Genomic DNA, 25,526 nt, shown 5'->3' with positions numbered 1-25,526 from the left:
GCTCAGATCCCCGCGCTGGCGAGGCGCACGGCCTCGACGATGCGTTGATAGCAGCCACAACGGCAGACGTTGCCGGCCATGGCCTCCAGAATTTCATGATCGCTCGGCTTCGGGTTTTCTTTGAGAAGCGCAGCGGCCTGCATGATCTGACCTGACTGACAGAAGCCGCATTGCGGAACGCTCAGATCGCGCCAGGCCACCTGGATAGGATGGTTGCCTTCGGGGTGCAGGCCCTCGATGGTCGTGACCTCCCCGTCGGCGGCATCATCAAGCGTCTTCTGGCACGAACGTTCGGCCTTCCCGTTCAAATGCACCGTGCACGAGCCACATAGGCCGGCGCCGCAGCCATACTTGGCCCCGGTGAGGCTAAGATCATCGCGCAGCACCCAGAGAAGGGGTGTATCCCCCGATGCGTCGATCTGTCTTGTTTCTCCATTGACCGTAAGTCGTACCATGCGTGTTCCTCCCTGGCGGCGTCTGGACGCCATTGCTTGGCCGGTGCGTTTGCGCGACATGGATGACGGCTGGCGCACCCCTTCAGTTTCCTCCGCGTCAAGTATTGGCAAAGCGCAGGTTGCGATCAAGCGTCCGGTCGCGCGCTCGGCCCACAGAGAGGTTCTTCAAAATCTTCCTATGGTTGCCAGAGGGTGGGCCTGCGAACAGCTTCGTTGACTCGTCAATGTGCCGTTTCCTAGCTTTTTCAAAGCAATCCCGGTCGTTTTTGGGTGGGGAAGTTGCAGTGTTATTGGAGGAGTCACTGCCGCAATAGTTGTGTCTCCCTGCATGTCAGGCGGGGGACGCGGCCGCACCACGACCGGATTTGCGCAAAGGAGGAGATCGATGTTCCGGCGCAGGCGGATGACCGTCTTGCGCGATCAGGCCGCTGCATCCGCATCAGCCTTCGGAACAAAAGGGAGGACATCATGAAGAAAACGCTTTTGGCGTTGTCAGTGTCGGCTGTGGCACTGACCGGCGCAGCGCATGCGCAAAGCGCGTCGGATCTTGCGGCCGACGCGCAGACCACCGACGAGATCATCACATACGGCATGGGGTACGGGCAGCAGCGTTACAGCTCGCTTGACCAGATCAACGCAGACAACGTGTCGTCGCTGGCGCCGGTCTGGACGCTCAGCCTTGCGGATACGAATTCGAACGAGACGTTCCCAATTCTGCATGACGGCACCTTCTATGTCACGACGCATGACGCGACCGTGGCGATCGATGCCATGACCGGCAAACAGAAGTGGAAGACTTATTCCGACTATCCGTCCGACGCCAAGCGCATCCTCTGCTGCGGTGTGCACAACCGTGGCGTTGCCATCTACGAGGGCAAACTGTTCCGCGGCACGCCCGATGCGCATGTGATCGCGCTGGATGCTGAAACCGGCGAGGAGCTCTGGCGTACCCGTTCCGACGACTACAAGCTGGGCCATAACTTCACCGCAGCGCCGCAGATCGCCGATGGCGTAATCATCCTGCCGGTGGCCGGCAGCGACTATGGCATTCGCGGCTATATCGAGGGATACGATCCCGAAACCGGCGAAAAACTGTGGCGGACCTACACCATTCCCGGGCCGGGCGAGCAGGGGCACGAGACCTGGGAAGGCGGCGGCGATGCCTGGCAGCACGGCGGCGCTGGCGGCTGGATCACCACCTCGTACGATCCGGAACTGAACCTGATCTACATGGGCACCGCCAATGCCTCGCCGTTCAATGCGTCCGTGCGGCCGGGGGACAATCTGCATACTTCGTCGATCCTGGCCATCGAGCCGAAGACCGGCGAAATCAAGTGGCACTACCAGACCTCCCCACATGATGCCTTCGATTACGACAGCATGAACGAGAACGTGCTTGCCGATATCGACGGCCGCAAGGTGCTGATGCATGCCAACAAGAACGGCTTCCTTTACACGCTCGACCGCGAGACCGGAGAGCTGATCGCCGCCAATCCCTTCATGGGCGAAGGGCAGATCAACTGGGCGGACGGCATCGATCTGGAGACCGGGCGCCCCAATCACACCGAAGTCTACCATAAGGCCGTTTCGGGTGAGCAGGTGACGGTTCAGCCCGGATATCTCGGCGGCAAGAACTACGCGCCGATGTCCTACGACCAGAGCACCGGCAACGTTTACATCAATACCCTGATCCTGCCGTTCAACCACAAGAACGCGGAACCGGTCTATACTCAGGGCGTGATGTACGTCGGTGTCGATATGTCGTTCGGCGTGCCGGAAGACGGTCATGCAGGCGATACCGTCGCGATCAACCCGATGACGGGCGAGGTCGCCTGGCGTCAGGAACTGGGCGTGCCGCGATGGGGGGGCATCGCCAGCACAGCCGGGGGCGTTGTCTTTACTGGTGAACTGACCGGCGAATTCAGTGCGCTCGATGCGGCCACCGGCGAGGTCCTGTGGTCCTACCAGACAGGCTCGGCGGTCAGCGGTCAGCCGGTGGTCTGGGAAAAGGACGGGCGCCAGTTCGTGACGGTCGGAAACGGGGGCGGGGCGACTTATGACCTTGTTTCCGGTGACGACCGGATCGCGAACGTTCCGCCCGGAGCGAGCATATGGACCTTTGCCCTGCCCGAAGGAGGGCAGGACGGATGATCAGATATATCGCGATCCTGCTCATGCTGGCACTTCCCGTAGCGCCAGCGATGGCCGACACGATCGACGACCGGGTGACGGCGGGAAAGAGCGTGTATCAGCGTACCTGCATCCGCTGTCATGGCGCCAACCTTCGGAACTCGGGCAACCAGTCCTTCGACCTGCGCAAGTTTCCGGCCGAGCAGTTCACCCGCTTCGAGGACTCGGTCAAGAATGGCAAGCGGCGCATGCCGCCTTGGGGCGATATCCTGTCGGACGAGGACATCAAGGCGCTCTGGGCGTATGTTGCCACCCACGCCGGCACTCAGGACATCCCCCAGGAGGCCATGGCCCCTTTCGAGGATGAAGAGCACAGTGGCCTGACGGAGGATCCGTCAGGCACCACATTCGACACGGTCAGGGCTGACACCCTGACCGTTTGCGTTTCACGCAATGGCAGCGCCATGTCCGGCTGGCGGCACGAGAGCGGCGTCGGTCTGGATTACCGCATGTCCGTCGCACTGGCCGAGGCGCTCGACCTGGACTTTCGGCCGCTCTGGTATGAGGCCGACGGCGGCGGCAACCCCATTCTTGAACCCTCGGCGCTGTTGTCTGCGGATTTGTGCGACCTGGTGGCAGGGCATCCGTTGATTTCCAGCGCCGTGGGGGCGCCAAGTGTCGCACGCGGTCGTATGCCTGAATGGATGGGCCGTCCGGACAAGACGGACCCGCGCCGGATAACGGTCGACCTCGAAACGCTCGCCGTCAGTTCGCCTTTTCGGCGCGAAGAGCTCGGACTGGTTTTCGCGCCGTCCGCCAAGGTTGCCGACGACGCGTCGTTGAATGACCTGGGCGGTCTCACCGTGGGCTATCAGGGCGATACGGTGGCCGAGGTCATCATCCGCCTCGGCGCGCAGGATGACGTGCGGGATGCATCCCGCTCATACCCAGCCGGAGCCGCCTTCCTGTGGCGCCTGGAAACGGGCGAGATCGATGCCGCGCTGGTCGAGGTCAGCGCCTATGACTTCATGCTCCGCCAGAATGCCATCTCAAAGCTGCGGCTTGGCAGCTGGCGCCATGGCTTCGGGATCAACGTGGGCTATGCCATGCTCGCCGAACAGAATGACCTGCGTGCGGCCGTGGACGATGCGCTTGCCGATCTCGTGCAGTCGGGGGTTGCGGCGGATCTCGCCGCGCTCGACCAGCTTCACTACATCGCGCCAAAGGAACCGGCCATGCTGCCGTCCGTGAGCCTTGCGCAACTCACAGCTTTCCACTGACCTCAGAAAAGGCGTTTCGGAATGTCGATCAAGCTCAGCATAAATTTTTCCAACGTGACCGTCGATGCCGACCCGGACATGCCCCTTCTGTGGGCCATTCGTGACAAGCTTGGCCTGACGGGCACCAAGTTCGGCTGCGGCGTTGGTGCCTGCGGTGCCTGCACGGTCCATATCGACGGCGTTGCGGTCAGATCCTGCCAGACACCCGTCGGCGATGTGGGTGACGGCAAGATTACCACGATCGAGGCGGTCTCGGGCAAGACCGGGGCGGCGGTGCAACAGGCTTGGGCCGAAATGGACGTGGTGCAATGCGGCTACTGTCAGTCTGGCCAGATCATGCAGGCGGTTGGGCTTCTGACCGAGAACCCGCGTCCGACCGCGCAGGAAATCGAAGACGGCATGTGGGGCAATGTTTGTCGCTGCGCCACGTATCAACGCATCCGTGCAGCCGTGGCGCGCGCGTCTGACATCCTGGAGGCCTGAAATGACCGTGACACTTTCCCGCCGCCGCTTCCTGGCATCCGCTACCGCCGGCGCTTTCGTGATCGGGGCCGCTCCGAATGGGGCGCTGGCCTTCGGTGCCCCGCCCAAGGTCGCCGGGTTCACACCCTTCATCCGCATCGACAGCGACAACCGGATCACCGTGATCGTCAAGCATTTCGAGATGGGGCAGGGCACCTCGACCGGCCTTCCGGCACTGGTGGCCGAGGAGTTGAACGCCGATCTCGGTGCCATCATCGTCGAGTTCGCGCCGGTCGATCCGGCCTACAACAACCTCTTGATGGGGGCGCAGTTGACGGGCGGCTCCACCGCCATGGCGAACAGCTACATGCAATACCGCAAGGCCGCCGCCGCCGCGCGCGATGTTCTGCTCGAGGCCGCCGCACAGGAGTGGGGCGTCGCGGCCCAAGGTCTCGCGCTCGACGATGGAACAATCCGGGGTGCGGGCAGGTCGGGCGAGATCGGTGAATTCGTCGAAGCCGCCGCGCGCCTGGACTTGCCGCAGGAGCCGGTGCTCAAGGATCCGTCGCAATTCCGGCTGATCGGCAATGCCAGCGCGCGGCGCAAGGATACGCCCTCCAAGGTGAACGGCAGCGCCAAGTTCGGCATGGATGTGCAACTGGCGGATCAGATCATTGCCGTGATGATCCGCCCACCTCGTCTTGGCGCGAGACTGACAAGCTTTGACGCGTCGGGTGCGGAAGCGGTCAGGGGCTTCATCGGGGCAAGGCCGCGCGATGGCGGAAACGGGGTCGTGGTCTTGGCCGAGGATACCTGGGCAGCGTTTCAGGCGCGTGCGGCAATCACCACCGAATGGGATTTCTCCGGCACCGACGGCCGCAGCCAGGACGCAATTCGCGCGGACATGCTGAACAAGGTCCGGACGACACCGGAATTCGAGGCTCGAGCCGACAAGCCCCGCCATGAAGTCGCCGCGACAATCGACGGCGCTGCGAATATGGTCGAAGGCGAGTATTTCTTTCCTTCGCTGGCCCATGCGCCGATGGAGCCGATCAACTGCACGGTCGAGCCGGATGGCAAAGGGGGCGTTGTGCTGCACGACGGATGCCAGTTCCCCACCCAGGCTCAGGCGCTGGTGGCGGCGACGCTCGGGCTCGATCCCGCAAAGGTTGCGATCAAGACCTACTATGCCGGAGGATCCTTCGGTCGCCGCGCCAACACGGATGCCGATTACCAGGTCGAGGCCGCCGAAGCGTTCCAGCTGAGCGGCGGGGACAGGCCGGTCAAGCTGGTCCATTCGCGCGAGGATGACATTACCGGCGGCTACTACCGTCCTGCCTTTGCGCACCGGGTGCAGGTCGGCCTGGACGCCGAAGGCCGGATCGTCGGATGGGATCACCAGTTGGCCGGCCAGTCGATCATCAAGGGAACACCGTTCGAAGAGGCGCTCGCGCAAGGCGGTGTCGATGCGCTATCGGTCGAAGGGGTCCGCGATACCGGCTATGCCGTTGGCGACATGTTCGTCGGTCTGACGGATGAAGAACCGCTGTCCAAGGTCCTCTGGTGGCGGTCGGTCGGACACAGCCACACCGCCTACGCGATGGAAACCATGATGGACAAGGCCGCCCGCGCCGTTGGTGCGGACCCGGTCGCCTTCCGCCTCAGGCATCTGGCCGGTGACGGTGCGGACCAAAAGCGCTTGTCAGGCGTTCTGAAGGCGGCGGCAGAGGCCTCCGGCTGGGATACGCCGGCCCCGGAAGGCCGGGCGCGCGGTGTTGCAGTACACAAGTCCTTCAATTCTTATGTGGCCGAGGTCGTCGAGGTTTCGCAAGCAAACGGCGCCATCCGGATTGAGAAAGTCACCTGCGCGGTGGATTGCGGCGTGGCGGTGAACCCCGACATCATCAGGGCCCAGATGGAAAGCGGCATCGGCTACGGGCTCGGCCATGTCATGCGCGACGCGATCACCTTTGCGGATGGCGCTGTGGAGCAGCGCAACTTCCCCGACTACGAGCCGCTGCGGGTGTCCGACATAGGCGAGATCGACGTGGTCATCGTGCCCTCGGAGGAGGCTCCGACCGGCGTTGGCGAGCCGGCGGTCCCGCCGTCCGGTCCGGCACTGGCGAACGCCATTGCCGCGCTGATGCCGGATGCGTCTCTGTCGGCGCTGCCGCTCGAAGCGCACGGGATCCGGTTCGCCTGATCGCCCCCGGCCAGACCGGCCGGGCGAGCTCCACCAGAAGGCCGCTTCGAAATTTCCCGAGGCGGCGCAGGGCAAGCACGGCCGGTCTGACGCTTTGAGGACTGTCATGAGCGCGACGCGTGGGGCAGCGCGACTTCCTTGCGCACCATGGCGGAAATGGCAATTTTCGTCGGTTTACCTACGCATATGAGTTGGGTGTTCCCGGCTTCGAGAGTCCAAATACAAACGGCGGGCCGTAATTGGCTCGCCGAATGGCCGTGTGCCTGCCCTCGTCATCCTGACGCGCCTTGGTGCGTGACCTTTACTCTCGAAGACGCGCCCCTGCGGATGAGGGAAACACAGCTGGATATTCTCACAAGAAGCGAGTGGCCACAGTCAGCATGCCGGTTCGGACCGGTTGCGATTGTCAATTCTGGGTAACCTCAGGCGTCCGGACGATCCGCGCCCGAGGCTTTTTGATCCTCGCTCGAGGGGGCTGTGATGCGACGGAGCTCCGGTACGTTTCCCTCACTGCCTTTTACGCACCGCGCGCTCGCGGACCTCAGGGGGAAAACTTGCCCGTTGTCTCGCTCATGAGGCTCAACCTTACTCGGGAGGCGGAGTCTCCGGAAAATTTGGCGCGGTTCACTTCCAGCCCGGCTAGCGCACTGCTGCATCAGACATGCTCTGAGGGAATAACAAAGTATTGTGGGGGGTATTGGAGCGGGTGAAGGGAATCGAACCCTCGTCGTAAGCTTGGGAAGCTTCTGCTCTACCATTGAGCTACACCCGCCTTGAACCCGTGATTACTTCAGCCGCGCGTGGCTGACAAGCGGTTGTTTCGGCGGTGCGCGAGACGACCCGCCGATGCCGCGCCGCGGCGGGCAAATGCGCCTTGCACACAAGGGCGCGGACGCATAGAAGACCGCAAATTCGACAGAGGAAAGGCGGCACTGCAAAAGCGGCCGCAAGAGAACCAAGGAAGATGGTATGCAGGTCACCGAGACGCTGAACGAAGGGCTCAAGCGCGCCTACGAGCTTATCCTCACCGCCGAGGAGCTGGACGCGAAGGTCAACGCCAAGCTCAAGGAAGCGCAGCCCGAGATCGAGATGAAGGGCTTCCGCAAGGGCAAGGTGCCGATGCCGCTGCTCAAGAAGCAGTTCGGCCAGCGCCTGATCGGCGAATCCATGCAGGAAGCCGTCGACGAGGCGATGTCGAAGCATTTCGAGGACAGCGGCGACCGTCCGGCGCTCCAGCCCAAGATCGAGATGAAGAACGAGGACTGGAAAGAGGGCGACGACGTCAATGTCGAGATGTCCTACGAGAAGCTCCCCGAGGTGCCCGAGGTCGACATGTCGGCCATCGAGGTCGAGAAGCTCGTGGCCAAGGCCGATGATGGGGCCGTCGACGAGGCTCTCGCCTCGCTCGCCGAGACCGCGCAGGACTACAAGGACCGCGACGAGGGCGCGGAAGCCGTCGACGGCGATCAGGTCGTCATCGATTTCGTCGGCAAGGTCGACGGCGAGCCCTTCGAGGGCGGTGCTGCCGAAGACTACCCGCTGGTGCTGGGCTCGAACTCCTTCATCCCGGGCTTCGAAGAGCAGCTCGTCGGCGTGAAGGCCGGTGACGAGAAGGCCGTCGAGGTTTCCTTCCCCGAGGAATACGGCGCAGAGAACCTCGCCGGCAAGGCAGCCGTCTTCGACGTGACCGTGAAGGCCGTCAAGGAGCCCGTCGCCGCCGAGATCGACGACGAGATGGCCAAGAAGTTCGGTGCCGAGGATCTCGAGGCGCTGAAGGGCCAGATCCGTGAGCGCCTGGAAGCCGAATATGCCGGCGCCGCGCGCCAGGTGATGAAGCGCGAGATGCTCGACAAGCTCGACGCGCTCGTGAGCTTCGACCTGCCGCCGAGCCTCGTGGACGCGGAAGCCAAGCAGATCGCCCACCAGCTCTACCACGAAGAGCACCCGGAAGATCACGGTCACGATCACGGCGAGATCGAGCCGACCGACGAGCACGTCAAGCTCGCCGAGCGCCGCGTGCGCCTTGGCCTGCTGCTCGCCGAGATCGGCCAGAAGGCTGAAGTCGAGGTCACCGATGCCGAGATGACCCAGGCGATCATGAACCAGGCTCGCCAGTATCCGGGCCAGGAGCGCGCCTTCTTCGACTTCGTGCGCCAGAACCAGCAGATGCAGCAGCAGCTGCGCGCGCCGATCTTCGAGGACAAGGTCATCGACCACATCGCCGAGCAGGCGCAGGTGACCGAGAAGGAAGTCTCGAAGGAAGAGCTGCAGACCGCCGTCGAGGAACTCGACGACGAGTAAGCCTTCGGCCGGCGCGCGTGTTGCGCCGCCAGTGACAAGAAAAGGGCCGTCTCCTGATCCGGAGGCGGCCCTATTTGTGTCTGAGAGACTGATGATCAATCGGTCTTGAGGCTGTCCTCGGACATCGACCGCAGCAGGTCGATCACTGCGCGCCGGCGGTCCGGCATGAGACCGCGCACGAGCGCGGCAACGGTCCGGACATCCTGTTGAAGGGCCGGGTCTCTCGTCTCGGCGCAGGCGTGTTTCGGCCTCTCCGGATCGTCGAAGAATGTCTCCATCGGAACCGAGAACACCTGCGCGATGGCGGCGAGATGCGCCGCAGGAACGCGACCGGTTCCGGTTTCATATCGATAGATCTGCTGGGGATGTGCCCCGACCCGTTTGGCCAGGTCCGCCTGGGTTAGTCCCATCTCGTGGCGGAGTGTGCGCATCTTTCTGGAGATGCGTTCTTCCGAAGTCATTCGTCGTCCTCATTACTATCGTCTTTATCTAATCACGGCGGAATGGTCAGCAAAAACAGAAGGTTGTGAAAATTTTTTGGTCAATGAGCCTAACTTAGATCGAACCGGCTTTAGGAAAAGTATAAATCTGCGCAGCAGGGCTGAATCCCGTCACGGCAGGTCGTGGGCACGTCGATGCGAGACGCGCTCACGAGGTACAAAAAAACCGCGCCGAAGACCGGCGCGGTTCTCTTGTTTCTGGCGATGTGAGCGAGGGCTCAGCTTTCGCGCTCTTCCTCGGCCTGACCCTCGGGGGTCTCGACAAGGTCGGAATCTTCGGAGGTTGCGCCACCGATGTCGTCGAAGAGCTCGGAGATCTCGAATTCCGCCTGGGCTTCTTCCTCGGCAGCGAGTTCCTGGATCGACTTGCCCGACGCCTGCAGCTCGGCCTCTTCGGGCGAACGCGCGACGTTGAGCTCGATGGTGACCATCACCTCGGGGTGCAGGTGCACCTCGACCTCGTGAAGGCCCAGCTCCTTGATGGGCTGACGGATGATGACCTGCTTGCGGTCCACCGAGAAGCCGGCTTCCGATGCGGTCTCGGCGGCGTCACGGGTGGTGACGGAGCCGTAGAGGTTGCCGCCGTCGGAGGCCTGGCGAATCACGACGAACTGCTCGCCCTCGAGCTTCTCGGCGAGCGCCTCGGCTTCCTTGCGGGTCTCGAGGTTGCGCGCTTCGAGCTGGGCTTTCTGGGCTTCGAACTGCTCGACGTTCTCTTTCGAGGCGGTCAGCGCCTTGCCCTGCAGCAGCAGGTAGTTGCGGGCATAGCCGGGACGAACGTCGACGACGTCGCCCATCTGGCCGAGCTTGGCCACGCGTTCCAGAAGGATAACTTGCATGGGTCGGGCCTCCTTATTTCACGACGTAGGGCAGGAGAGCGAGGAACCGGGCGCGCTTGATCGCACGGGCCAGCTCACGCTGCTTCTTGGAGGACACTGCGGTGATGCGCGACGGCACGATCTTGCCGCGCTCAGAGATGTAGCGCTGCAGCAGCTTGGTGTCCTTGTAGTCGATCTTGGGTGCATTGTCGCCCGAGAAGGGGCAGACCTTGCGGCGGCGGAAAAACGGTTTTGCAGCCATGGGTTACGTCCTCTTCCTCAGGTGATCAGTTGCGGCCGCGACGGTTGTCGCGCTCGTCACGCTTCTGCATCTGGATCGACGGGCCGTCATCGTGCTCGTCAACCTTGATGGTCAGAACGCGCATGACGTCGTCGTGCAGGCGCATCAGACGCTCCATCTCCTGCACGGCGGTCGCGGGTGCGTCCGTGCGGAGGAAGGCGTAGTGACCCTTGCGGTTCTTGTTGATCTTGTAGGCCATCGTCTTGACGCCCCAGTACTCGGAGTTGACGACGCTGCCGCCGTTGTCCGAAAGCACGGTGCTGAAATGTTCGACGAGGCCCTCGGCCTGCGCGTTGGACAGGTCCTGACGCGCGATAAAGACATGCTCGTAAAGCGGCATGTGTGCTCCATTTCTATCAAAGGCGCATTTCATAGGGCAGGCGTCCTCTCCGCTCCTGCCCACGAGAGACTGCGCGGTTCACGTATCTCGCGGAGGGATGCGCCCCTATACACCTCTGAGCGACAGGATCAAGCGTCGAGGTGCAGCGTCGTGCATTCGCCGTTCTGCCCGCGATTTTTCGCCTGAGCGCCAAGATCCTGCCCGGTTTCGCGAAAATGGTGAACAAGAACTTAACAAGACCTGAGGAGGAGGAGGCCGCCATGACCGCCGAAACCACCGAAATTCCGTGCCCGTCCATCATTTCCGAGGAGACGCTTCCCTTGGTGGGACGTCTCGCGCTCGTGATCCTCGGGGCGGGGCTGCTGGTCGCGTCGCTCGCTTTGTGGCTCGCACCGGGCGCGACTGCCGCGGGCGAGCTCGTGGTGATGAAGCTCGGGCTTTCCGGTTTCCTGTCCGCGCTCGGGATCTGCGCGCTGGTCGGTGGATGGGGGCGGCGGGTCGGACCTTACCGGGACGCCTGAACGCCGCGCACAGGTATCTGTTCGATTTTCAACAGGGTCTGTGGATCTGACGCGAATTGCGGCAACGCGGCAATGCCCCATGTTTGGATCATCGAAACAACGCATCCAAATCGAACGGAGCCCTTGCATGAAATCCATCGTTCTCGCCGGCCTGATCGCCGCAACACCGCTTGCCGCCGCAGCCGCCTCCGAGACCTACACGCTCGACTCCGGCCACAGCCAGATCGTGTTCAGCTACAACCACCTCGGCTACTCGACCGGCTACGGCATGTACTCGGGTTTCGAAGGCACCATCGAATATGACGCGGAAGAGCCGGCGGCGTCCTCGGTGGAAGTGTCCTTCCCGGTGAACTCGATGATCACCGGCTGGGAGCCGCGCTTCGAGCACTTCATGAGCGACGATTTCTTCGGTGCCAGCGACGATGACATGGTGACCTTCACCTCGACCTCGATCGAAGTGACCGGCGAGAAGACCGCCGAGATCACCGGCGAACTGACCCTCAACGGCGTGACCAAGGAAGTCGTTCTCGACACGACGCTGATGCAGGCCGGCGAGCACCCGATGGAAGGCAAGCCCTGGCTCGGTTTCAACGCGACCACGACCCTGCTGCGGTCGGATTACAACGTCGGCGCCTACGCGCCCTACGTGAGCGACGAGGTCGAGGTCGAGATCTCGCTCGAGGCCATGAAGGCCGAGTAAGACCCTCGTCCGTGAACCGCCCGACCCGGCGGTGAGCCTTTAATGAGTGATCGTTTGACCCGTTTTCCCGTGTGCCCCGGAGTGCTTTCGAGCCTCCGGGGTTTTTCGTTGAATGGGCGCTGCTTTGGGGGCGCTGCCCCCGTCCGCGTGCCGCGGACTCCCCCGGGATATTTCCTGCCAGAAGAAGGCCCGGGCGGCGGTCAGCGGTCGGGCTGCGTGGCGCGGTAGTCCGAGAGCCGCTTTCCGGGCTCATCGACGAAGAGGCCGGGCAGGGGGGTGAGCGTCTCGATCCGGTCGAGGCGGAGGCTCTCGAAGCCGCCCGAGGTCTCGTTCCAGGCGATGCAGATCCAGATCCGGCCCCAGTAATCGAGGTGCAGCGGCCGGATGTCCTGCGGAGCCGGCCGATCAGCAAGGGTGAGGCGCAGCTTCTGGCGGGCCCGGATGGCGGCGCGCACCGCGGGCATGTGGCGAAAGCCCTGCGCCGCGCCCTCGAACGGGTAGCTGGCGAAACCGAAGGCGCCGGGGGCGGCGCCGTCCTCGGGCAGCACGGCGTCGATCTTCTGCGACAGGCTGCGCGCCGCTTCGGCCAGTTCGGGCAGCTCGGCCGAGCCCGCACCGACGGCGGCGAGGCCGAGGTGGAGCACCTCGAGCTCGGTTTCGGTGAGGTTCAGCGGCGGCAGGGTGAGGCTTTCGCGCGCGCGGTAACCTTGCCCCCGCGTCCCGTCGATCGGAATGCCGGAGGCGGCGAGCGTGTCCATGTCGCGGTAGATGGTGCGCACCGAGACACCGAACGCGTCTGCGAGCGCCTCGGCGGTATGGAGGCGCCCGTCCTTGAGGCGCTGCATGAGGCCGGCGAGGCGGTCGGATTTCTTCATCGCGAGTCGGTCCGTGACAGGGGGCACGGTGCGCAGTCTGCGCTCCTGACAGAATAGTGTCAAAGAGCGGGTGGGAAAGCGGGTCTTGCGCGGGTCTCGCGTGGCTTTCGCGCTTTTCGGGGCGCGCGCGAGGGCCTAGGGATCAGGACAGGATCTGGACAGGGCATCGCAGAGCTGCCCGCGAGAGGAGAAGACAACATGCTCAACAACATCGGCCTTCCCGGCCTTCTGCTGATCGCCGTCGTGGTGCTGGTTCTGTTCGGCCGCGGCAAGATTTCCAACCTCATGGGTGAGGTCGGCAAGGGCATCACCGCCTTCAAGAAGGGCGTGAGCGAGGGCTCCAAGGAGCTCGAGGACGACAAGGCCGAGGGCGCCCGTGACGTGACGCCCGCGGAAGACGAAAAAGACAAGGTGTAAGCCCGGATGCTGGATCTTGGATGGTCCGAGCTTCTGGTCATCGGCATCGTCGCGCTGATCGTCGTCGGCCCCAAGGACCTGCCGGTGCTGTTCCGCAACCTCGGCCGGTTCATGGGCAAGGCCCGCGGCATGGCGCGCGAATTCTCGCGCGCGATGAACGACGCCGCGGACGAGAGCGGCGTGCGCGACGTTGCGAAGACCTTCAAGAGCGCGACGAACCCGATGGGTTCGGCGATGGACAGCGTGAAGGATGCGGCGCGGGGCATGACCGACCCGAGGCCGCCGTCGAAGACCGCCGGGCTCAAGGAAGATCCCGGCGCGAAGGAAGCCGCGGCGCCCGATCCCGAGCGCGAAGCGGCGAAGCGCCGGATCGAGGCGAGCGCCGCACGCAGCGCTGCGGACCGGCAGCGGCGCGAGGCCGAGGCCGCCGCGAAGCGGGCCGAGGAATCGGCGGCCAAGGCGGCCGAACTGGAAGAGTCGCTGAAAAAAGATGGTGAGGCATGAGCCAGGCAGACCATGACGAGATCGAGGACAGCTCGGCGCCGCTGATCGAGCATCTTGCGGAGCTGCGAACGCGGCTCATCCGCTCGGTGATCGCCTTCATCATCGGGATCGTGCTGGCCTTTACCGTGGCGGAGCCGATCCTGCAGTTCCTGCTGGGACCGATCGAGGAAACCCTGCGCACCTTGGGCGACCCGTCGCCGACGATGCAATACACCAGCCCGCAGGAATACCTGTTCACGCTGTTCCGCATCTCGATGGTGTTCGGCTTCGCGCTGGCCTTCCCGGTGATTTCCTACCAGCTCTGGCGCTTCGTGGCGCCGGGGCTCTACAAGTCCGAGAAGGGCGCCTTCCTGCCCTTCCTCGTGGCCTCTCCGGTGATGTTCCTGCTGGGCGCGAGCTTCGCGCATTTCGTGGTGACCCCGCTGGCGATGGCCTTCTTCCTCGGCTTCGCGGACGTCTCGTCGATCTTCGCGAACCTCGTCTCGACCGCGGCCGACCGGGTGGCCGACGGCGTGTCGGGCGTGCCCGCGACCTCGGAACCGGCGATGGTTCCCGAAACTGTCGAGGGCATCAAGATCACCTTCTTCGGCAAGGTGAACGAGAGCCTCGACATCACGCTGAAGTTTATCATCGCCTTCGGGCTGTGCTTCCAGCTGCCGGTGCTGCTGACGCTTATGGGCAAGGCCGGGCTGGTCTCGGCCGAGGGGCTCGGATCGGTGCGCAAGTACGCCGTGGTGGCGATCCTGGTGCTCGCTGCGCTGGTGACGCCGCCGGACGTGACCACGCAGGGCATTCTCTTCGTGGTGGTCTACGGGCTCTACGAGGTGTCGATCTTCCTGGTGCGCATGGTCGAACGCAAGCGCGAGGCCGAGCTGCGCGAGCAGGGCCTCTGGTTCGAGGACGAGCCGGACACCGAGAACGATCCGATGTTCAAGGAGTTCGACGAGGACGACGACGAACCGGAAGATGACGAGGACCGGTCCAAGTGAGCAAACCGACCCTGAAACGTATCGCGGCGGCGCTGGAGCGTATGGCTCCAGCGCCGCTCGCGGCCCCCGACTTCGACGCGGCCGAGGCCTTTGTCTGGCACGTCGATCCGGACCGGCTGGAGCCGGTGGCGCAGGTCAACCGCGTGCCGCTCGAGCTGCTGCTGGGCATCGACCGCACTCGTGACACGCTGTTCCAGAACACCGCCCAGTTCGCGCGCGGCCTGCCGGCCAACAACGCGCTGCTCTGGGGGGCGCGGGGGATGGGCAAGTCGAGCCTGGTCAAGGCGGTCTGCGCCGAGATCCGGGCGAAGGGCGATGACCTGAAGCTTGTCGAGCTGCAGCGCGAGGATCTTGGCTCCGTGTCGCGGCTGCTGAACCTGCTGAGGCGCTCGGACAAACGCTTCGTGCTGTTCTGCGACGACCTGTCGTTCAGCCATGACGACCAGCATTACAAGAGCCTCAAGGCGGTGCTCGATGGCGGCATCGAGGGCCGGCCGGACAACGTGCTGTTCTACGCCACCTCGAACCGGCGGCACCTGATGCCGCGGGACATGATCGAGAACGAGCGCGGCTCGGCGATCAACCCGTCGGAATCGACCGAGGAAAAGGTCTCGCTTTCGGACCGCTTCGGCCTGTGGCTGGGGTTCCACCCCTGTTCGCAGGACGAGTATCTCGACATGATCCGGGGCTATTGCGCCGCCTACGGCGTCGCGGTCGCCGAGGACGAGTTGCGGGCCGAGGCGATCGAGTGGCAGGCGACGCGTGGGGCGCGCTCGGGCCGGGTGGCCTGGCAGTTCTTCACCGATCTCGCTGGTCGCAAGGGCGTCTCGCTGGGCCTGGCGGGCTGAGAGGCGCGCGCCTCCGGGCGCTCCCGCCCACCCGACCCCGCACCCGGAGGCGCGCGCGTCCCGGCATGGAGAGGGTCGGCTTGTCCAATCTGGTTTGAAAACTGCAAAGAGGCGCCTGAGGGGCAGGTCTGCCCTCGAGGCGCCTTTTCGAGTGTGGGGGCGGGCCGCTCCGCCTCAAGGACGCCTTGCGGCGCCGCCTCCGGCGGTCGCGCCTGTCGGGCACGCTCCTTGACCCGGAGCCGCCCGACGGCGTTCTGCGATCACCGCAGGAATGTCATCGGATCGACGCTGTCGAAGCCCTTGCGGACCTCGAAGTGCAGGAAGCTCGGGTCGCCCGCGCGGACCTTGCCGATGCTCTGGCCGCGGCTGACCGCGTCGCCCTTCTGCACGCTCAGGTTGTCGACGTGGGTGTAGATCGACAGCACGTCGTCAGGGTGGCGGATGACCACGATCTGCACGTTCTCGGTGTTGGTGGTGATCGCCGCGACCTTGCCGCTGGCCGCCGCCTTCACCGCGGTGCCTGCCGGCGCCGAGATGTCGATGCCGTCGTTCCTGCCCTTGCTGTACTCGCGGATGATGCTGCCGCTTACCGGCATCGACATCGACGCGTTGGCGCTGCTTTCCTGAGCGGCCTCCTCCTGACCGATTTCGGCAACGGGTTTTGCCGCGACCTCCTGCTCGGCCTTTGCCGCAGTTTCGGCGACCGAGGGCTGGTTGCTGGGCAGCGGCTGCGAGGCCGAGGGCGGTTGCGGCGTCGGCGAGCCCGCGCCGGGGGCCGTCGTCGGTTCCGGGGTGCTGCGCGGCGCGCTGGCGGTCTGCTCGACCACCGGGATCAGGAGATACTGGCCCTCGCGCAGGGTGTAGCCGCTGTCGAGGCCGTTCCATTCGGCCAGCGAACGCGGGGTGACGTTGTAGAGCCGCGCGATGGTATAGGCGGTCTCGCCCCGGGCCACCTTGTGGCGGACCGGTTCGACCCCGGCCTGCGCGGCGGGCTGGTTCGACCGCTGCGTCTGCGTCGCCGGTGCGCTGTCGATGGCATTGCTTGCGAGCGTGGTGATGTCGACGTCGGCGGCGGGCCGGATCGGACCGGTGGTCGTGGCGCCCGTCGCGGGCGACGGCTCGGACACCCGGCGGGGCAGGGCGACGATCTCGCCGTCGCGCAGCGTGTCGGAGGGCTGCACGCCGTTGTAGCGCGCCAGCTCGCCCGCCGGCAGGCCGACGCGGCCGGCGACGTCGCTGATCGTGTCGTTACGACGGGCCACGGCAACCTGGTAGTTCGGATAGGAGATCACGCCGCGATTGTCGGGCTGCGGCCGGTCCCCCATCGCCGAGAGCGCGGCCTCGCTGGTGTCGACCGGGCCGCCCATGCGGCCGCGCATGTCATAGTCGATCGGCCCCGAGCAGGCACCGAGAGCTGCGACCAACGCCAGGGGGGCGCCGAGACGAAGGGGAAGGGGGCGAAAAATGCTGTCCATCTCGATGTCCTCGGATGCGCCCCTTGTCCCGGGGCGTCACGTCTAGTCATGTCAAAACGCCGGAGAGGTCAGCTGTCCTTGGCCAGCCCCTCAACCAGCGGTACGAAGCGCACGGGGCGCAGCTCGTCGTAGTCGTAGCCCTGTTCGGTCCGCGTTACGCGGATCAGGCGCTGGACGGCGTCGGACTGCCCCACCGGCAGGACCATGATACCGCCGATGCGCAGCTGGGCCAAGAGCGGGCCGGGCGGATCTTCGGCGGCTGCCGTGACGAGAATGCGGTCGAACGGCGCCTGGTCCGGCAGTCCGAAGCTGCCGTCGGCGGTAAAGGCGGTGATGTTGGAGAGGTCGAGCGTGTCGAACACCCGCCGCGCCTCGGCCACGAGCCGCCGATGCCGGTCGACCGTGTAGACCCTGCGCGCGAGCTGGCTGAGGATCGCCGCCTGGTAGCCGGAGCCCGTGCCGACCTCGAGCACCTTCTCGCGCCCCGACAGTTGCAGCGCCTGGGTCATCAGCCCGACGACCGACGGCTGCGAAATGGTCTGGCCGCAGGGGATCGGCAGCGGCATGTCCTCGTAGGCGCGCTCGGTGAAATAGCCGGTGACAAAGGCACCCCGGTCGATCTTTTCCATCGCCTGCAGCACGCTTTGCTCGGTCACCCCCTGCGAGCGCAGCGCGAAGACGAACTGCATCTTGGCCTCGGCGTCGAAACTCATGCGAAGGCGTCCTTCAGCCCGTCGAAGGCGTCATGCGCAGTGAAATCCGCCCGCATCGGTGTGACCGAGACATAGCCCCCGAGGTTGGCGTCGGCATCGCTGTCGGGCGTCGCCGCGGCCCGCTGGTCGCCGCCCCGGATCCACAGGAAGCGGCGCCCCGAGGGCGACAGGTGCGGCTCGGTCGAGAACGATGTGCCGTGCCGCTTGCCCTGCCTGGTGAGGCGCACGCCCTTCACGGCATCGGCGCTGCAGGGCGGGAAGTTCACGTTCCAGAACATCGGGTAGTCCTGAACCTGCGCGGCGGGCGCGGCGAGAATCTGCCGGATGACCGCCGCGCCATGCGTGGCGGCGGCCTCGAAGGGGTTCTCGAGATCGCGCGTGGCGGGTCCGAGATACTGCGACAGCGCGATCGCCGGCAGACCCTGCAGCGAGCCCTCGAGCGCGCCGCCGAGCGTGCCCGAGTAGAGCACGTTCTCGGCCGAGTTGTTTCCGCGGTTCACACCCGACAGCACGAGGTCCGGGCGCGCGTCCTTCATCACGTCATGCACGCCCGCGAGCACGCAATCGGCGGGGCTGCCCTCGGCCGCCCAGCGGCGGGGGCCCATCTCGACGATCATCATCGGGTGGGTGTAGCTGATGCAATGCGCGACCCCTGACTGCTCGAAGGCGGGGGCGACGGTCCAGACCTCGCCATCCGGGCCGGCGATCTCTGCGGCGATGGTCTCCAGAACGGCGAGCCCGGGCGCGTTGATCCCGTCGTCGTTGGTGATGAGAATGCGCATGAAGACCCCCGTGTTTGGCTCTGCATAGGCAAAGTGGTGCAGGGGGGCAAGCCGGGCTACCCGCTTGCCGCCGAGCCGGTGCCTTCGGGCAACGCTTGCCGTGTCGGGCCGGTCCCGGCGGGCTTCGGAGCTCAACTTTTCGGGGGAGGCCCGCGCCCGACGGCCGCGTGGCCGCAGCCGGTCGGGGCGACCGGTTCGTGCGGGGCCCGAGGCTGCGGCCGGCGGAAGACCACGAGACCCTGGGGGCGCTTCGCTCCAGCGCCTGAGCGCGCATCTTCACACCCCTCGAGAGCGGTGCATCCGACCGCCCTGCACGGCGTCGAAAATTCCTGAAGAAAAGTGCTTGTCACTCTCCGGCTGACCGCATAGACACGCCGGCGGAGACGTGGCCGAGTGGTCGAAGGCGCTCCCCTGCTAAGGGAGTAGGCCCGGAAGGGTCTCGAGGGTTCGAATCCCTTCGTCTCCGCCATTTTCCTCGCTAACGTTGGCCTGAGGTCCGGACCGTTTTACGGTGTGCCGTGGTGGTTCGGAATTGATCGATCATGGATCGGCTCTGCGCGCGAAACCGGGCGGACCTTGCGCCGAAACGCGTCCAGCCACGTTGAGGCGCTTTCATGTTGTTGGCATCCGACGCTCGGTTACAGCTTCGTCGTCTCGTCTGCAGTGGGCCGGCTCGCGGGAGCTCTGCCTGCCAAGACTGGACGCCCCGGGTTGGCACGTCTTACTTGGGCAAGTCGAACAGCCGGCGGGGGCCGGGGCGCCAGAGCCTTACTTCGAAGGGAACGGGGGCTGCGCGGCTCTTCAGGGCGACCACGGCCTCACGGGTGAAATGCGCGCCGCCGGACGCAAGCGCCTCGGCGTGGATGCGGTAGAGACCCGAGCCGCGCACCGGGGCGCCGGGGGGCGTCACGAGCAGCGCAGGCGTTTCGGTCAGTTGCGACATGGCTCTGCCGGGAGCGGAAAATGGTGTCTGCAGGGTGGAGGCGGTGGCATCCATCGCAAGGCGGACCAGCGGTGGCGCCGATGCGAGCACGGGTCTCGCGCGTCCGGTGTAGACCGTAACCACCGGTGCGATCTGCTCCAGAAGCTCGGGCGCGATGCCCGGCACGTTGCCGAGGTCGCCCACGCCGGAAAAAGCGGAGGCCGGACGCAGCCCCGTGCCGCCGACGCGGGCGGCCTCGGTCCGGCGCGCCTCGCGGTAGGCGGTCGTGGCGGCGGCAATACGCTCGGGGTCGGCCGCGCCGGCGGCGTCGAAGAGGCCTGCGAGCAACGCCTCCGATGCCTGGTTGATATCGATGCGTCCAAGCTCGTCCGAGACCTCGACGCGCAACTCGGCGTCTCCGAAGCGCCAGCCGTAGATCCCGCCGTCGGTGCGCCACGTTCCGGGCGCGGCGGCGATTTCGTAGAGCGCGCGGCGAAGCCCTGCGTCGGCCGCAAGCTCGGCATGAGTCGCGTCGGTGACGTTGCGAACCAGCTGCAGGTCGCCGCGTGAAAGACGCGTGACGCTGCCCGCGACCAGCGCGAGGATCACCGCGGTCCAGAGCACCATGACAAGCGCAAGCCCGCGCTGGCCCGCGCGCGTCGGGCGCCAGAAGCGGTGCCTGTGGTCTGTCCCGGCCATGATCCTCGATGCCCGATGGACCGGGCAGGTCTCTTGCCCGGTGTGCGACCCGAGGATACTCCATGGACATGGGCGGCTCAATCTTCCTGCTTGTCGCAGCTCCCTTCGTGGGCAGCTTCCTCGGCGTGCTTGTCGAGCGTCTGCCCGTGGGCCGGCCGGTGGTGATGGGACGGTCGCACTGCGATGCCTGCGGACACGCGCTGGGGCCGCTGGAGCTGCTGCCGGTGGTGAGCTGGCTGCTGTCGCGACGGCGGTGCCGCCATTGCGGGGCGCGGTTGTCGCTCTTCTACCCGATGATCGAGCTTGCCGCCTCGCTCGTGGCGGCATGGGCGCTGGTCGTCGTGCCGTGGCCGCTTGCCGCTGCCACGGCGGGCCTGGGATGGGTGCTTCTGGCGCTCGCCGAGATCGACCTCCGCCACCTGATCCTGCCCGATGTCCTGACACTGCCGCTGATGCTCGCGGGGCTGGTGCTTGCCGCTTTCACGCCGCAGATGCAGCTTGCGGATCACCTTGTCGGCGCGGTCGCGGGCTTCCTCGTCCTCTGGCTGGTAGCGACGCTCTACCGGCGGCTGCGCGGTCGCGAGGGGCTGGGGCTCGGCGATGCCAAGCTCTTTGCTGCCGCCGGCGCCTGGGTCGGCTGGCAGGGGCTTGCCTCGGTGCTGCTGATCGGGGCCGTGGGCGGGCTGCTCTGGGCGATTGCCGCCGTGGCCGTCGGACGGGGCAGGGCGCCGCACGAGCCGTTGGGCTTTGGGCCGTTCCTTGCCGCCGGTCTCTGGCTCACCTGGCTCTACGGACCGCTGGGGCTGTCGTGACGCTCAGCGCAGCAACCGCACGCGCTGCCGCAACTCCTGTGCCACTTCCCAGGCCTGCGCGGGATTGCGGATCACCCGCGGCGTGATGAGCACCAGAAGCTCGGTCCGGTCGCCGCTGCGCGAGTTGGTCTTGAACAGGTTGCCGAGCCCCGGCACGTCCTTGAGCACCGGCACGCCACTTTCCCCGCGCGAGGACCGGTCTCGGATCAACCCGCCGAGCCCCACCGTGGCGCCGCTCTGCACCGCGACGGTGCTCTGGATGCGGCGCTGCTGGATGGTCGGCGACTGGATCGTCGAGGCCGAGGTGCCCGACGGGTCGCTGACTTCCTGAAGGATGTCGAGCGTGACGAGCCCGCTGGCGTTGACGCGCGGGGTGACCTCGAAGATCACGCCGGTGTCGACGTATTGAACCGAGTTCACAACCACCGCGTCGGCGTTGTTGGTCGAGGTCGCGCTCTGGGTCAGCACCGGCACCTGGTCACCGATCTGCAGCCGTGCCGACTGGTTGTCGAGCACCATCAGCTGCGGCGACGAGACCACCTGCACCTCGGTGATCTCCGACAGGGCGCTCAGCACCGCCTGCGCGTCGGGGTTGCGGTAGCTGAGGTTCGAACCGGGATAGGCCGCGCCGATGGCGCCGGTCGCGGTGTTGGCCCAGTTGATGTTGTAGTTGCCCTGCGACAGCGCCCACTGGACCCCGTATTTCAGGTCGTCGTTCAGCGTGACCTCGGCGATGGTCGCCTCGATCAGAACCTGCAGCGGCATCACGTCGATCCGGTCGAGCACGTCGCGCACCAGCCGGATCTGCTCGGAGGTGGCCATGATGACCAGCGCGTTGTGGCGGTCGTCGGCCACGACGCGGATGCCCGAGGTCGAGGTGCCGCCCGACCCGCGCGCCTCTGCCGCGGCGAGCGCGGGGGCCGCTTCGGCGACGATTTCGGCGGTGGCCGCCTCGTTGCCCTCGACACTTGCCGAGGTCTGCAGCAACGCAGGCTCCAGTCCCGGGGCCACGCGGCCTGCGTCGGCGCCGGCACTGCTGACGGTGGTCGCGCCGAAGGCCTGCGACAGCACCGAGGCCAGCTCGACCGCGCGGCTGTTCTTGGCGTAATAGACGAAGGTCTGCATCCCGGCGCGGGTGTCGGCCTTGTCGAGCCGGTCGACCCAGCGCCCGACACGGGCCAGCGTCGACCGCTGCCGCGAGACCACCAGCACCGCGTTCAGCCGGTTGACGGGCAGGAAGCGCACGGCCTCTCCTTCGCTTTCGAACATGGTCTGAAGCTCGCCCACGATGCTCTCGGCACTGGCGCGCTGCACCGGGAAGAGGGCAAAGGACTTGTCCGCGAGCACGTCCACATCGAGCACCGAGGCAAGCTCCATGATCGCCCGCGCCTCGGTTTCGGGACCGGTGAAGATCATGATGTTGCGGGTGGTGTCGACGGCAAGCTGGCTGCCTTCGCCGACCTGGCCGGTGACCACCTCCGAGACCGAGGCAGCCGAGGCATGCGACAGCGGGATGACATAAACCCCCGCGCCGCGTCCGATCGGGTGGCTGCCCGGCGTGACCACGGTCTTGGGCAGATTCCTGACCGCATCGCGCGGCACGATGTGGTAGACGCCCTGGTCCTCGATCATGGCGGCGCCGTGCAGCGCGAGAATGTTCTCGAGCATCGGGATCACGGTCGCACGCGGGATCGCATCGGTGGTGCGGGCGGTCACGGTGCCGCTGACGCGCTCGTCGAAGACATAGGGCACCTCGAGCGTCTCTCCGAGCACTGCGTCGACGACCTCGCGGATGCTGGCTTCGACGAAGTTCAGCGTCATGTTGCGGCCGGCGGCGTCGGTGTCGACCCGCAGCATCGGCCCGCCGCCCCAGGTCCGGCTGCCGCCGCCGTAGTCGTAGACATCGCGGGTGAGCGCGTCGCGGCCCTGCGCGCCCATGCGGGCGAACCCGACCGAGCGCAGCCCGGCCTGCGGGTTGTCCGGCTCCGACACGGAGACAGGTCGCGGCACACCCAGGGTCCGGAAGCCGTATTTCTCCTGGACCTCGGAGCAGCCGATGAGGGCCACCCCCGCGAGACTCCAGATCATCGCGGTACGCAGCGACCTGCGCGCAAATACCGCCCACGCTTGGCTGATGTGCATGTGTTCTACTCGACTGCCTCTCGGTGCCGCGCGCTCTCCGGCACGTCGGACCTATTCAAGAACGGTAACATGACCGTGGGGCACCTGTCCATTCTCGCGGAAGTCAACGCCACGGCCGGCGAATTTTCGAATTACATCTTATGATGGATTTCAGATGCACCTTGTTCACGGCTTGTATGAGAGCGTGAGCGTCGTCCTCCGGCCGTCGCGCGCGAAGTCGACCGCGTTCGGATGGATTTCCATCAGCGTCCAGCCGTCCAACTCCTCGCCGGGAGCGATGTAGACCGGGCCGCCGGGACCTGCCTGCAGGATCGCCTTGCGCGCCTCGCCCACGCCCACGATGCCACGCAGGGTGGCGCGCAGCGGACGCGTCGGGGCCGGTGCGCTGCGGGGCGAGTCCTCCGGCGCGGCGACCTCTTCGACGGTGGCGCCGGGCGGGCGGCGCAGCGGCGAGAACAGCGGCTTGTCGCGCACCGCGGTGAACCGGGCGAGCGGCGGCAGGGGCTGCGCGGGCAGGGCGGCAAGCCGGTCGGCATCCTCGGCGGCCTGCCTGCGGACCACGGCCTGCCATTCCTGCGGCACGCGGGTCATCTCGCGGTGAAGGGTCCAGCCGGCGGCGCCGGTCGCAAGCAACGCCAGCACCAAGGGCACGAGACTGCGCAGCGCGATCATCATGGCGACACCTCCGGCGACAGGTAGCCGTGGACCTCGAGCTCGACCGCGAGCGCCAGCTCGGCGCCGTCGCGCGCCGCCGCCCGTCCGCCGGCGGCGGTCGAGATGTCGAGCCGGTCCACGAAGAGATAGGGCTTGCCGGTCTCGAGCGCGTGGAGCACCTCGACGAAATCGTCATGCGCGGTGTTCAGCACCACCTTCACGCCGATGCGGGTGAGCCCGTCCTCCTCGACGGTTTCGAGGCTCTGCACGCTGCGCAGGCCGCCACCATGGCCGGCGACGGTCTCCTTCACGTGCTGCTGCACGGCGGCAGCGGCGAGGGGGCCGGTTTCGCCGCGGATGTAGAGGTCGCTGTCCGCGATCCGGTCGGCAAGCGCCGCGATCCGTTCCTCGTAGACCAGCCGGTCGGGGCTGCGCAAACTCAGGCGCTGAACCATGTCGCGCGAGTGGGCAAGTTGATCGCGGGTGTCGCGGACCTTGGCCATCACCGGCAGGACGATCACGAGGGCCAGCACGGCGATCGCCCCGGCAAGCAGGGCAAGTGCGAGAAGACGGCTCAGGAGCGGCGAGGCGTGTTTCATTGCGACACCGGCGCGGCGACCACTGTCGCCTCCAGGCTGAAACGTTCCTTGCCCTGCTGTCGGTCCATGGTCAGCGGCGAGGTGAACCTCGCCCCGTCCAGAAGGTCCGAGCCTTCGACGCGCCGCAGCATGGCCGAGGGGTCGGCGGAGTAGCCAGAGAGCTCGAGCCGGTCGTCGCGGATCGACCAGCCGGTCAGCCAGTCGGTTTCGGGCAGCACCCGGGACAGCTCGTCGAGCACGGCAATGGTCATCGGCTCGCGCTGCTTCCTCGTGGCCACTTCGGTGGCGAGGGCGGCGAGCCGCTCGGCGCGGTCGCGCAGGGCATTGGCCGCGCCGGCCTCGGTGCGCAGCGCGGTGGCGCGCGCGTCCAGCCGGGCGATCTCGTCGGTCTGCCGGTCGATCCACATGACCAGCGTGACGGCGGCGAGCGCGAGGGCCGTCATCGTCAGCGCGGCGGTGGCGCGCGGCACGATCCGGCTCGGGTGCGGTCGCTCGGCCTCGGCGAGCAGGTTGAACCCGTCGGGCGCGCTGTCCGAGTCGGCGGGGCCGGTGACACGGTCGGGCCGAAGCTCCAGCGACCGGGCGCGCTGCATGGCCTCGGTCACGTCCTCTCGGCGGGCAACCAGCAGCCGCACCCGCAGCCTTTCGAGATCGGCATCGCTGTCGGTGACGGCGTAGTCAAAGGCGGCCTCTCCGGCGGGAAACGGCGTGAAGGCGTCGAGTTCGAAGGCCAGCGCCTCGTGCAGGTTGTCGGCGGCCTCGACCGGCAGATCGACCTCGGTCTCCAGCGCGCGGGCACGGGGCAGGCGCAGGGTCACCCGCCGCATGGTGCGCCGGCCGAGCAGGTTCCGAAGCCCCGCGGTGGCGGCGCGCGGATCTTCGGGGTCGTATTCCACATGGCCGAGCGGACGCAGGCCGTCGGCCCCGCGCAGGCCGACCGCCACGTCGTTGCCGGAGAGCGCCAGTTCGAGCGTGTCCGTGGTTCCGAACAGCACGGTCGCGACGCGCGTCGGGAGGCAGCCGCGCAACTCGCGGCCCCACCACGACAGGAAGCCCTGGCCGATGGTCTGAAGGGTCGACATCT

At 66.2% G+C, this 25,526-nt stretch carries 26 protein-coding genes and 2 tRNA genes; 13 read left to right on the top strand and 15 right to left on the bottom strand.

Translation table 11 applies throughout. From position 1 onward, the window contains the following. Positions 1 to 2: 2 nt before the first annotated feature. Positions 3 to 455 carry a (2Fe-2S)-binding protein gene (locus D6860_RS01455; protein WP_076624489.1) on the bottom strand — a complete coding sequence of 151 codons (453 nt, stop codon included), beginning with the start codon at positions 453 to 455 and terminating at the stop codon, positions 3 to 5. Between the two features lie 468 nt (positions 456 to 923). Between D6860_RS01455 and D6860_RS01450 the strand changes: the two genes are divergently transcribed. Genes D6860_RS01450 through D6860_RS01435 form a run of 4 tightly spaced genes read left to right on the top strand, consistent with a single transcriptional unit; the run spans position 924 to position 6,530 of the window. Continuing rightward, a complete protein-coding gene (locus tag D6860_RS01450; protein WP_076624490.1) occupies positions 924 to 2,606 on the top strand; it encodes a PQQ-dependent dehydrogenase, methanol/ethanol family in 1,683 nt (560 codons plus the stop codon). Continuing rightward, positions 2,603 to 3,865: a c-type cytochrome gene (locus tag D6860_RS01445; RefSeq protein ID WP_076624491.1), complete on the top strand. Its 1,263-nt coding sequence runs from the start codon at positions 2,603 to 2,605 to the stop codon at positions 3,863 to 3,865. The genes D6860_RS01450 and D6860_RS01445 overlap by 4 nt, the downstream gene beginning before the upstream one ends. Before the next feature lie 21 nt (positions 3,866 to 3,886). Next, positions 3,887 to 4,348, top strand: coding sequence for a (2Fe-2S)-binding protein (locus tag D6860_RS01440; protein WP_076624492.1), 462 nt, complete (start codon positions 3,887 to 3,889; stop codon positions 4,346 to 4,348). A gap of 1 nt (position 4,349) precedes the next feature. Continuing rightward, positions 4,350 to 6,530 (top strand): xanthine dehydrogenase family protein molybdopterin-binding subunit, encoded by a 2,181-nt coding sequence (locus D6860_RS01435; protein WP_076624493.1) that lies wholly within the window; start codon positions 4,350 to 4,352, stop codon positions 6,528 to 6,530. Between the two features lie 698 nt (positions 6,531 to 7,228). On the opposite strand, the gene D6860_RS01430 is transcribed toward D6860_RS01435, so the two are convergent. Next, positions 7,229 to 7,302: transfer RNA gene (locus tag D6860_RS01430), tRNA-Gly, on the bottom strand. Positions 7,303 to 7,499: 197 nt separating this feature from the next. Between D6860_RS01430 and tig the strand changes: the two genes are divergently transcribed. Next, positions 7,500 to 8,831, top strand: coding sequence for a trigger factor (gene tig / locus D6860_RS01425; RefSeq protein ID WP_076624494.1), 1,332 nt, complete (start codon positions 7,500 to 7,502; stop codon positions 8,829 to 8,831). 95 nt (positions 8,832 to 8,926) lie between these two features. Here the strand turns inward: tig and D6860_RS01420 are convergent, their stop codons facing one another. The 4 genes from D6860_RS01420 to rpsF all read right to left on the bottom strand — a co-directional run bounded on the left by D6860_RS01420 (position 8,927) and on the right by rpsF (position 10,790). After that, positions 8,927 to 9,292: a helix-turn-helix domain-containing protein gene (locus D6860_RS01420; protein ID WP_017467742.1), complete on the bottom strand. Its 366-nt coding sequence runs from the start codon at positions 9,290 to 9,292 to the stop codon at positions 8,927 to 8,929. Between the two features lie 257 nt (positions 9,293 to 9,549). Further along, positions 9,550 to 10,170, bottom strand: a complete 621-nt coding sequence (gene rplI / locus D6860_RS01415) for a 50S ribosomal protein L9 (RefSeq protein ID WP_017467743.1) — start codon at positions 10,168 to 10,170, stop codon at positions 9,550 to 9,552. A 13-nt stretch (positions 10,171 to 10,183) separates the two neighbouring features. Beyond that, positions 10,184 to 10,411 (bottom strand): 30S ribosomal protein S18, encoded by a 228-nt coding sequence (rpsR, locus tag D6860_RS01410; RefSeq protein ID WP_017467744.1) that lies wholly within the window; start codon positions 10,409 to 10,411, stop codon positions 10,184 to 10,186. Positions 10,412 to 10,436: 25 nt separating this feature from the next. Next, the gene (gene rpsF / locus D6860_RS01405) at positions 10,437 to 10,790 is read right to left on the bottom strand and encodes a 30S ribosomal protein S6 (protein WP_017467745.1); all 354 of its coding nucleotides are present in this window, start codon (positions 10,788 to 10,790) and stop codon (positions 10,437 to 10,439) included. Between the two features lie 260 nt (positions 10,791 to 11,050). On the opposite strand from rpsF, the gene D6860_RS01400 reads away from it, so the two are divergent. Further along, positions 11,051 to 11,311: a hypothetical protein gene (locus D6860_RS01400; RefSeq protein WP_128549209.1), complete on the top strand. Its 261-nt coding sequence runs from the start codon at positions 11,051 to 11,053 to the stop codon at positions 11,309 to 11,311. 127 nt (positions 11,312 to 11,438) lie between these two features. Beyond that, entirely contained in the window at positions 11,439 to 12,011 is a 573-nt protein-coding gene (locus tag D6860_RS01395; RefSeq protein ID WP_076624496.1) for a YceI family protein, read from the top strand. Between the two features lie 200 nt (positions 12,012 to 12,211). Here D6860_RS01395 and D6860_RS01390 read toward each other — a convergent pair whose 3' ends face one another. Continuing rightward, a complete protein-coding gene (locus D6860_RS01390; protein WP_017468197.1) occupies positions 12,212 to 12,886 on the bottom strand; it encodes a helix-turn-helix transcriptional regulator in 675 nt (224 codons plus the stop codon). Positions 12,887 to 13,084: 198 nt separating this feature from the next. On the opposite strand from D6860_RS01390, the gene D6860_RS01385 reads away from it, so the two are divergent. From D6860_RS01385 to D6860_RS01370, 4 genes are read left to right on the top strand one after another with little or no spacing between them, the layout of a single operon-like run. Further along, entirely contained in the window at positions 13,085 to 13,303 is a 219-nt protein-coding gene (locus D6860_RS01385) for a twin-arginine translocase TatA/TatE family subunit (RefSeq protein WP_076624497.1), read from the top strand. 6 nt (positions 13,304 to 13,309) lie between these two features. Further along, positions 13,310 to 13,807 carry a Sec-independent protein translocase protein TatB gene (gene tatB, locus D6860_RS01380; protein ID WP_076624498.1) on the top strand — a complete coding sequence of 166 codons (498 nt, stop codon included), beginning with the start codon at positions 13,310 to 13,312 and terminating at the stop codon, positions 13,805 to 13,807. Beyond that, on the top strand, positions 13,804 to 14,796 hold the full coding sequence (locus D6860_RS01375) for a twin-arginine translocase subunit TatC (protein ID WP_076624499.1): 993 nt from the start codon (positions 13,804 to 13,806) through the stop codon (positions 14,794 to 14,796). The genes tatB and D6860_RS01375 overlap by 4 nt, the downstream gene beginning before the upstream one ends. A gap of 41 nt (positions 14,797 to 14,837) precedes the next feature. After that, the gene (locus D6860_RS01370; protein WP_093411950.1) at positions 14,838 to 15,644 is read left to right on the top strand and encodes an ATP-binding protein; all 807 of its coding nucleotides are present in this window, start codon (positions 14,838 to 14,840) and stop codon (positions 15,642 to 15,644) included. A 260-nt stretch (positions 15,645 to 15,904) separates the two neighbouring features. Here the strand turns inward: D6860_RS01370 and D6860_RS01365 are convergent, their stop codons facing one another. The 3 genes from D6860_RS01365 to surE form a co-directional block, all read right to left on the bottom strand. Continuing rightward, a complete protein-coding gene (locus D6860_RS01365; RefSeq protein WP_076624501.1) occupies positions 15,905 to 17,119 on the bottom strand; it encodes a peptidoglycan DD-metalloendopeptidase family protein in 1,215 nt (404 codons plus the stop codon). A gap of 68 nt (positions 17,120 to 17,187) precedes the next feature. Beyond that, complete coding sequence (locus tag D6860_RS01360; protein ID WP_076624502.1) at positions 17,188 to 17,832, bottom strand: protein-L-isoaspartate(D-aspartate) O-methyltransferase; 645 nt, start codon at positions 17,830 to 17,832, stop codon at positions 17,188 to 17,190. After that, complete coding sequence (gene surE, locus D6860_RS01355; RefSeq protein ID WP_076624503.1) at positions 17,829 to 18,614, bottom strand: 5'/3'-nucleotidase SurE; 786 nt, start codon at positions 18,612 to 18,614, stop codon at positions 17,829 to 17,831. The genes D6860_RS01360 and surE overlap by 4 nt, the downstream gene beginning before the upstream one ends. Positions 18,615 to 18,993: 379 nt before the next feature. Here surE and D6860_RS01350 point away from each other — a divergent pair. Then, positions 18,994 to 19,083: transfer RNA gene (locus tag D6860_RS01350), tRNA-Ser, on the top strand. A 252-nt stretch (positions 19,084 to 19,335) separates the two neighbouring features. On the opposite strand, the gene D6860_RS01345 is transcribed toward D6860_RS01350, so the two are convergent. Beyond that, positions 19,336 to 20,235, bottom strand: a complete 900-nt coding sequence (locus tag D6860_RS01345; RefSeq protein ID WP_076624504.1) for a type II secretion system minor pseudopilin — start codon at positions 20,233 to 20,235, stop codon at positions 19,336 to 19,338. A 62-nt stretch (positions 20,236 to 20,297) separates the two neighbouring features. On the opposite strand from D6860_RS01345, the gene D6860_RS01340 reads away from it, so the two are divergent. Continuing rightward, entirely contained in the window at positions 20,298 to 21,047 is a 750-nt protein-coding gene (locus tag D6860_RS01340) for a prepilin peptidase (RefSeq protein WP_206512187.1), read from the top strand. 3 nt (positions 21,048 to 21,050) lie between these two features. On the opposite strand, the gene gspD is transcribed toward D6860_RS01340, so the two are convergent. The 4 genes from gspD to D6860_RS01320 all read right to left on the bottom strand — a co-directional run bounded on the left by gspD (position 21,051) and on the right by D6860_RS01320 (position 25,524). After that, entirely contained in the window at positions 21,051 to 23,135 is a 2,085-nt protein-coding gene (gene gspD, locus D6860_RS01335; RefSeq protein ID WP_076624505.1) for a type II secretion system secretin GspD, read from the bottom strand. A 219-nt stretch (positions 23,136 to 23,354) separates the two neighbouring features. Then, positions 23,355 to 23,864, bottom strand: coding sequence for a hypothetical protein (locus D6860_RS01330; protein ID WP_076624506.1), 510 nt, complete (start codon positions 23,862 to 23,864; stop codon positions 23,355 to 23,357). Beyond that, a complete protein-coding gene (gene gspM, locus D6860_RS01325; RefSeq protein ID WP_076624507.1) occupies positions 23,861 to 24,442 on the bottom strand; it encodes a type II secretion system protein GspM in 582 nt (193 codons plus the stop codon). Before gspM ends, D6860_RS01330 begins: the two co-directional genes overlap by 4 nt. Beyond that, positions 24,439 to 25,524 carry a PilN domain-containing protein gene (locus D6860_RS01320; protein ID WP_076624508.1) on the bottom strand — a complete coding sequence of 362 codons (1,086 nt, stop codon included), beginning with the start codon at positions 25,522 to 25,524 and terminating at the stop codon, positions 24,439 to 24,441. The genes gspM and D6860_RS01320 overlap by 4 nt, the downstream gene beginning before the upstream one ends. Positions 25,525 to 25,526 lie beyond the last annotated feature (2 nt).

It is taken from the genome of Salipiger sp. D13, assembly GCF_003703915.1.
In the GTDB taxonomy this organism is placed as follows: Bacteria; Pseudomonadota; Alphaproteobacteria; order Rhodobacterales; family Rhodobacteraceae; genus Salipiger; species Salipiger profundus.
Note: the sequence above shows the minus strand (reverse complement) of the source record. Positions and strands in the feature narration are given on the sequence as shown.

What these genes read in the sequence shown, in the direction of transcription:
- D6860_RS01420 (WP_017467742.1), bottom strand. Translation starts at nt 9,292, where the DNA reads ATGACTTCGGAAGAACGCATCTCCAGAAAGATGCGCACACTCCGCCAC.
- rpsR (WP_017467744.1), bottom strand. Translation starts at nt 10,411, where the DNA reads ATGGCTGCAAAACCGTTTTTCCGCCGCCGCAAGGTCTGCCCCTTCTCG.
- D6860_RS01455 (WP_076624489.1), bottom strand. Translation starts at nt 455, where the DNA reads ATGGTACGACTTACGGTCAATGGAGAAACAAGACAGATCGACGCATCG.
- D6860_RS01370 (WP_093411950.1), top strand. Translation starts at nt 14,838, where the DNA reads ATGGCTCCAGCGCCGCTCGCGGCCCCCGACTTCGACGCGGCCGAGGCC.
- gspM (WP_076624507.1), bottom strand. Translation starts at nt 24,442, where the DNA reads ATGAAACACGCCTCGCCGCTCCTGAGCCGTCTTCTCGCACTTGCCCTG.
- D6860_RS01435 (WP_076624493.1), top strand. Translation starts at nt 4,350, where the DNA reads ATGACCGTGACACTTTCCCGCCGCCGCTTCCTGGCATCCGCTACCGCC.
- D6860_RS01340 (WP_206512187.1), top strand. Translation starts at nt 20,298, where the DNA reads ATGGACATGGGCGGCTCAATCTTCCTGCTTGTCGCAGCTCCCTTCGTG.
- D6860_RS01365 (WP_076624501.1), bottom strand. Translation starts at nt 17,119, where the DNA reads ATGGACAGCATTTTTCGCCCCCTTCCCCTTCGTCTCGGCGCCCCCCTG.
- D6860_RS01375 (WP_076624499.1), top strand. Translation starts at nt 13,804, where the DNA reads ATGAGCCAGGCAGACCATGACGAGATCGAGGACAGCTCGGCGCCGCTG.
- surE (WP_076624503.1), bottom strand. Translation starts at nt 18,614, where the DNA reads ATGCGCATTCTCATCACCAACGACGACGGGATCAACGCGCCCGGGCTC.
- D6860_RS01360 (WP_076624502.1), bottom strand. Translation starts at nt 17,832, where the DNA reads ATGAGTTTCGACGCCGAGGCCAAGATGCAGTTCGTCTTCGCGCTGCGC.
- D6860_RS01385 (WP_076624497.1), top strand. Translation starts at nt 13,085, where the DNA reads ATGCTCAACAACATCGGCCTTCCCGGCCTTCTGCTGATCGCCGTCGTG.
- D6860_RS01320 (WP_076624508.1), bottom strand. Translation starts at nt 25,524, where the DNA reads ATGTCGACCCTTCAGACCATCGGCCAGGGCTTCCTGTCGTGGTGGGGC.
- tatB (WP_076624498.1), top strand. Translation starts at nt 13,310, where the DNA reads ATGCTGGATCTTGGATGGTCCGAGCTTCTGGTCATCGGCATCGTCGCG.
- D6860_RS01400 (WP_128549209.1), top strand. Translation starts at nt 11,051, where the DNA reads ATGACCGCCGAAACCACCGAAATTCCGTGCCCGTCCATCATTTCCGAG.
- D6860_RS01395 (WP_076624496.1), top strand. Translation starts at nt 11,439, where the DNA reads ATGAAATCCATCGTTCTCGCCGGCCTGATCGCCGCAACACCGCTTGCC.
- D6860_RS01440 (WP_076624492.1), top strand. Translation starts at nt 3,887, where the DNA reads ATGTCGATCAAGCTCAGCATAAATTTTTCCAACGTGACCGTCGATGCC.
- D6860_RS01450 (WP_076624490.1), top strand. Translation starts at nt 924, where the DNA reads ATGAAGAAAACGCTTTTGGCGTTGTCAGTGTCGGCTGTGGCACTGACC.
- D6860_RS01390 (WP_017468197.1), bottom strand. Translation starts at nt 12,886, where the DNA reads ATGAAGAAATCCGACCGCCTCGCCGGCCTCATGCAGCGCCTCAAGGAC.
- gspD (WP_076624505.1), bottom strand. Translation starts at nt 23,135, where the DNA reads ATGATCTGGAGTCTCGCGGGGGTGGCCCTCATCGGCTGCTCCGAGGTC.
- D6860_RS01345 (WP_076624504.1), bottom strand. Translation starts at nt 20,235, where the DNA reads ATGGCCGGGACAGACCACAGGCACCGCTTCTGGCGCCCGACGCGCGCG.
- rplI (WP_017467743.1), bottom strand. Translation starts at nt 10,170, where the DNA reads ATGCAAGTTATCCTTCTGGAACGCGTGGCCAAGCTCGGCCAGATGGGC.
- D6860_RS01330 (WP_076624506.1), bottom strand. Translation starts at nt 23,864, where the DNA reads ATGATGATCGCGCTGCGCAGTCTCGTGCCCTTGGTGCTGGCGTTGCTT.
- tig (WP_076624494.1), top strand. Translation starts at nt 7,500, where the DNA reads ATGCAGGTCACCGAGACGCTGAACGAAGGGCTCAAGCGCGCCTACGAG.
- D6860_RS01445 (WP_076624491.1), top strand. Translation starts at nt 2,603, where the DNA reads ATGATCAGATATATCGCGATCCTGCTCATGCTGGCACTTCCCGTAGCG.
- rpsF (WP_017467745.1), bottom strand. Translation starts at nt 10,790, where the DNA reads ATGCCGCTTTACGAGCATGTCTTTATCGCGCGTCAGGACCTGTCCAAC.